The sequence below is a fragment of the Nostoc sp. CCY 9925 genome, assembly GCF_963920935.1.
Classification (GTDB): Bacteria; Cyanobacteriota; Cyanobacteriia; order Cyanobacteriales; family Nostocaceae; genus Nostoc.
On the sequence record NZ_CAWUDO010000227.1, the window covers coordinates 1 to 3,863 of the forward strand.

General features: G+C 50.2%; 6 protein-coding genes. 3 read left to right on the forward strand and 3 right to left on the reverse strand.

Features of this window, described 5'->3' with window-relative positions:
• From ACM0OY_RS39715 to ACM0OY_RS39725, 3 genes are all read right to left on the reverse strand, one after another.
• A partial coding sequence (locus tag ACM0OY_RS39715) for a VOC family protein (RefSeq protein ID WP_414574194.1) occupies window positions 1-460 on the reverse strand: 460 nt, incomplete at its 3' end.
• 247 nt (window positions 461-707) lie between these two features.
• Window positions 708-1,568, reverse strand: coding sequence for an RNA polymerase sigma factor (locus ACM0OY_RS39720; RefSeq protein ID WP_414574195.1), 861 nt, complete (start codon window positions 1,566-1,568; stop codon window positions 708-710).
• A 195-nt stretch (window positions 1,569-1,763) separates the two neighbouring features.
• On the reverse strand, window positions 1,764-1,967 hold the full coding sequence (locus ACM0OY_RS39725; RefSeq protein WP_414574196.1) for a hypothetical protein: 204 nt from the start codon (window positions 1,965-1,967) through the stop codon (window positions 1,764-1,766).
• 236 nt (window positions 1,968-2,203) lie between these two features.
• On the opposite strand from ACM0OY_RS39725, the gene ACM0OY_RS39730 reads away from it, so the two are divergent.
• From ACM0OY_RS39730 to ACM0OY_RS39740, 3 genes are all read left to right on the forward strand, one after another.
• Window positions 2,204-2,497 carry a YciI family protein gene (locus tag ACM0OY_RS39730; RefSeq protein ID WP_322648155.1) on the forward strand — a complete coding sequence of 98 codons (294 nt, stop codon included), beginning with the start codon at window positions 2,204-2,206 and terminating at the stop codon, window positions 2,495-2,497.
• 35 nt (window positions 2,498-2,532) lie between these two features.
• Entirely contained in the window at window positions 2,533-3,030 is a 498-nt protein-coding gene (locus tag ACM0OY_RS39735) for a VOC family protein (RefSeq protein ID WP_414574197.1), read from the forward strand.
• An 87-nt stretch (window positions 3,031-3,117) separates the two neighbouring features.
• Entirely contained in the window at window positions 3,118-3,549 is a 432-nt protein-coding gene (locus ACM0OY_RS39740) for a YciI family protein (protein WP_179076994.1), read from the forward strand.
• The last annotated feature ends 314 nt before the right edge of the window (window positions 3,550-3,863 follow it).

Sequence of the window (3,863 nt, forward strand, 5' to 3'; positions counted from 1 at the left end):
ACATTTTCAGATCTGTTTTAATTTTTATTAGTAAATAAGATGCGGCCGCCCTGAGTTGCTGCTCAAGCTGCTCATCCCAGAAGGCGGCTTCTATTTTGTGTCCATCTGGATCGCGCACAAAGCAGCCGTAATACGGCTCACTATAGTCGGGTCTGCCACCGGGGGCACCATCGTCTTTGCCTCCTGCCGCTAATGCTGCCTCATAGAAGGCGTGGACTGCTTCTTTTGTAGGAGCAATAAAACCAATGTGAGTTCCATTGCCAACCGTTGCAGGTTGCCCGTCGAAGGGAGTTCCCACCCAAAATTCGGGATACTGTTTGCCATAGGCGATCGCCCCCGGATGCTCCATAAATCGCTTACAGCCCAATGTTGGCAACACAGCATCATAGAAGGCGATCGCTCGTTCAAAATCATTAGTACCAATCGAAACGTGCGAGAGAATGCTGGGATTGTTATCCATGTCGGAATCCTCTATCAGTTGAGGTGGATGTGGATGTGGATGTGCCAGAGAGCCGATCGGTGATTTGCTGCACCCTAACACAACTTGATGAAACGATTGGATTATAACAGTACTAAAGTACTAAGCCGACTTGTCTTCTTTTGCCTTTTGTTAAGTTACAAGTTCACCCTGTTAGAAGATTTTTCATTTCTTTTCAACGGCATCATGGATGCCTGGCGCTTTAAACTGTTGTAAACCCTTAGCCGGACTAAATGTTAGGTTGAACTTCGCGCAACCGACGTTCCAGAAAACGACGCTCACTGTCATTTGTCACTAATTCTAGTGCCCGTGTATAGCTCTGGGTCGCTTCCTCTAATGCTCCAACACGCCGGAATAAATCTGCACGGGTGGCATGAAAGAGATGATAGCTGTCCAGTTCTGGAGCAAGGCTATCAATCAGTCCAAATGCGGCTTGAGGACTGTCTGCCATTGCGATCGCCACTGCTCGGTTCAAGGTCACAATGGGTGAGGGTTGTAAGCGTTCCAACACCTCATAGAGCTGCACGATCTGCGCCCAGTCTGTTTCTTCGGCGCGGGTTCCCTGACAATGGAGGGCGGCGATCGCCGCTTGCAGGGCATACACTCCGGTTCCAAAGAGCAACGCTTCCTCTACCAGAGGTAACGCCTCAGCAATCTGTAGATGGTTCCAACGACTGCGATCCTGATCTTCTAGCAAAATCAAATCGCCTGCCTCATCTAGACGCGCATTGCGCCGCGAATCGTGCAATAACATCAGCGCCACCAGTGCTGTGACTTCAGATGGGGGTTGGGGTGCCAGCAATTGCCGCACCAGTTGCCCCAAGCGAATCGCTTTGATGCAGAGGTCAGCCCGCACGATCGCATCTCCTTTGGTTGCGGCATAGCCTTCGTTGAAGATGAGATAGATGACTGTCAGGACTGCCTCTATCCGGGGAGCGAGATCAGTCGTCTCAGGTACTTTGTAAGGAATGCCTGCGTCTTGAATTTTGCGTTTAGCACGAACTAACCGCTGTGCCATTGTTGCAGTCGGTATAAGAAAGGCGCGGGCAATTTCGTCGGTTTCCAGTCCACCCAACATTCGGAGGGTCAACGCTACTTGAGTTTCCGTTGCCAGTGCCGGGTGACAGCAGGTAAAGATTAATCGCAGGCGATCGTCTCCAATTTCATCACTGTCATAGGTTGGTTCTTCAGTGGATGGAATTAAGCCAGATGCCGCATACCACTCCAGTTTTTCGGTCAGTTTCGTGCGTCGTCGGAGGCGATCGATCGCCTTGTACCGGGCAGTTCAGATAATCCAGGCACGGGGACGATCGGGAATACCGTCGCTTTCCCACTGATTCACTGCCGCTGTAAATGCTGCCTGTGCAGCTTCTTCAGCTACATCAAAATCTCCAACCAGCCGAATCAGAATAGCGACAATGCGCCCCCATTCAGTTCGATAAAGGGCAGTAATTGCTTGAGCCACATCTGTTTTTGGGATTGAAGCCATACCTTTTACAAAAATACATAAAGAATTTTGGGCAAGGTGTCGATTTGAGCAATTGCCGTTCGACTGACTGATAAAGGAAGATAAGTTCAATTGTACTAGACAAAATTTTTGCACTCAGGTGTCGATTTGGACAATTCCCGTTCGACTTAATCACAAAGGAGGCAACCGAATGAAATATTTGCTGCTGATTTATATGGACGAAAACGCCATGAGCGACACCGAGCGGGAGCATTGCTATGGGGAATCTGCCCAACTCGCCCAGGACTTGCTCCCCTCAAGGACAATTTCTGGCGACGGCTCCACTCCATCCTGTTGCAACCGCAACCAGTGTCCAAGTCCGTGATGGCAAATCACTCGTGACCGATGGACCATTTGCCGAAACCCGCGAACAATTGGGTGGATTCTTCCTCGTTAATGCTCAGGATTTGGATGAAGCCATTGCGATCGCCACCCGCATCCCAGGTGCAAAAGTCGGCACCGTCGAAATCCGTCCTGTCATCGAAGTTGCGGGACTACCAGCACAGCCCTGACCGTCCTTAACCGCTTGAACTCAAGGAGAACCCTCATGCAAAACAATTCCAAAATCACTCCCTGTTTATGGTTTGACGATCAAGCCGAAGCCGCCGCTCAGTTTTATACGTCGATTTTTCGCAATTCCAAAATTGTCCACGTCAGTCGATATGGAGACGCTGGACAGGAAATTCACGGAAAACCAGCCGGATCTGTCATGACTGTCAGCTTTGAACTTGATGGTCAGCCGTTTACAGCACTCAACGGTGGTCTGACATTCAAATTTAACGAGGCGATTTCCTTCCAAATCTTTTGCGATACTCAGGCGGACGTGGACGATTACTGGCAAAAATTGTCTGCTGGTGGGGATGAAACCGCACAGCAATGCGGCTGGCTCAAAGACAAATACGGTGTCTCCTGGCAAATTATTCCTCGCATTCTGATTGAATTACTCAACCACCCCGATGCGGCAACCTCTCAAAAAGTGACTACTACCATGCTGCAAATGAAGAAGATCGAGATTGATGAACTCAAACGTGTCGCTGCTGATTAGCGGTTCCTTCGGAGTTGCGCTTTGTGCTAATCAGCACACCCAACCCCTCGTAATCTAACTCAAAACCATTCAACAGGAGATTTCACAATGAAAGTCATGGTCTTTGTCAAAGCAACCCAAGACTCCGAAACTGGGGTCATGCCGAGCGAACAGCTTTTAACTGAAATGGGGCAGTACAACGAAGAATTAGCCAGGGCAGGTATCTTGCTCGCCGCTGAGGGGTTTCATCCTAGCTCAAAAGGGGTGCGAGTTCACTTTTCAGGAACCGATCGCACCGTCACCCAGGGACCTTTCACTCCAGCGCAGGAGCTAGTGGCAGGGTACTGGCTGTGGCAGGTGAACTCAATGGAAGAGGCAGTTGCTTGGGTAAAGCGCTGCCCTAACCCTATGCCAGGAGACTCCGAGATTGAGATTCGTCCCGTATTTGAGGCAGAGGATTTTGGTGAAGTCCTGACACCCGCCTTAAGGGAGCAGGAAGACCGCATTCGCGCTCAACTTGAAACGCAGCAGCAAGAGTAACGTCAGCGAAGAGGACAAGGGGCAGGGGGCGGGGGGCGGGGGGCAGGGGGGAGAACCCCATAAATAAATTTAGGGGCTTTAAACCCTTGTGGCAGGGGAACTCCAGTATCTTTCTCCCTTGCTCCCTGCTCCCTGCTCCCTGCTCCCCTGCCTCTTTGGTCATCAGCAACCGCGCAAATGATGTTGATGTGCGAACGATCCGCTCATCAAAACGCAGAATCGATTACAAAAGGAGAAATCAATGCAACTCAATTCTTACCGGGAGCAACGCGATTTTGTGAGGTCGGGTAAAAAAGTGCGATCGCTAAAACTTT

Coding starts and splice junctions, on each gene's coding strand:
- ACM0OY_RS39735 (WP_414574197.1), top strand. CDS start 2,533: ATGCAAAACAATTCCAAAATCACTCCCTGTTTATGGTTTGACGATCAA.
- ACM0OY_RS39725 (WP_414574196.1), bottom strand. CDS start 1,967: ATGGCTTCAATCCCAAAAACAGATGTGGCTCAAGCAATTACTGCCCTT.
- ACM0OY_RS39730 (WP_322648155.1), top strand. CDS start 2,204: ATGGGGAATCTGCCCAACTCGCCCAGGACTTGCTCCCCTCAAGGACAA.
- ACM0OY_RS39740 (WP_179076994.1), top strand. CDS start 3,118: ATGAAAGTCATGGTCTTTGTCAAAGCAACCCAAGACTCCGAAACTGGG.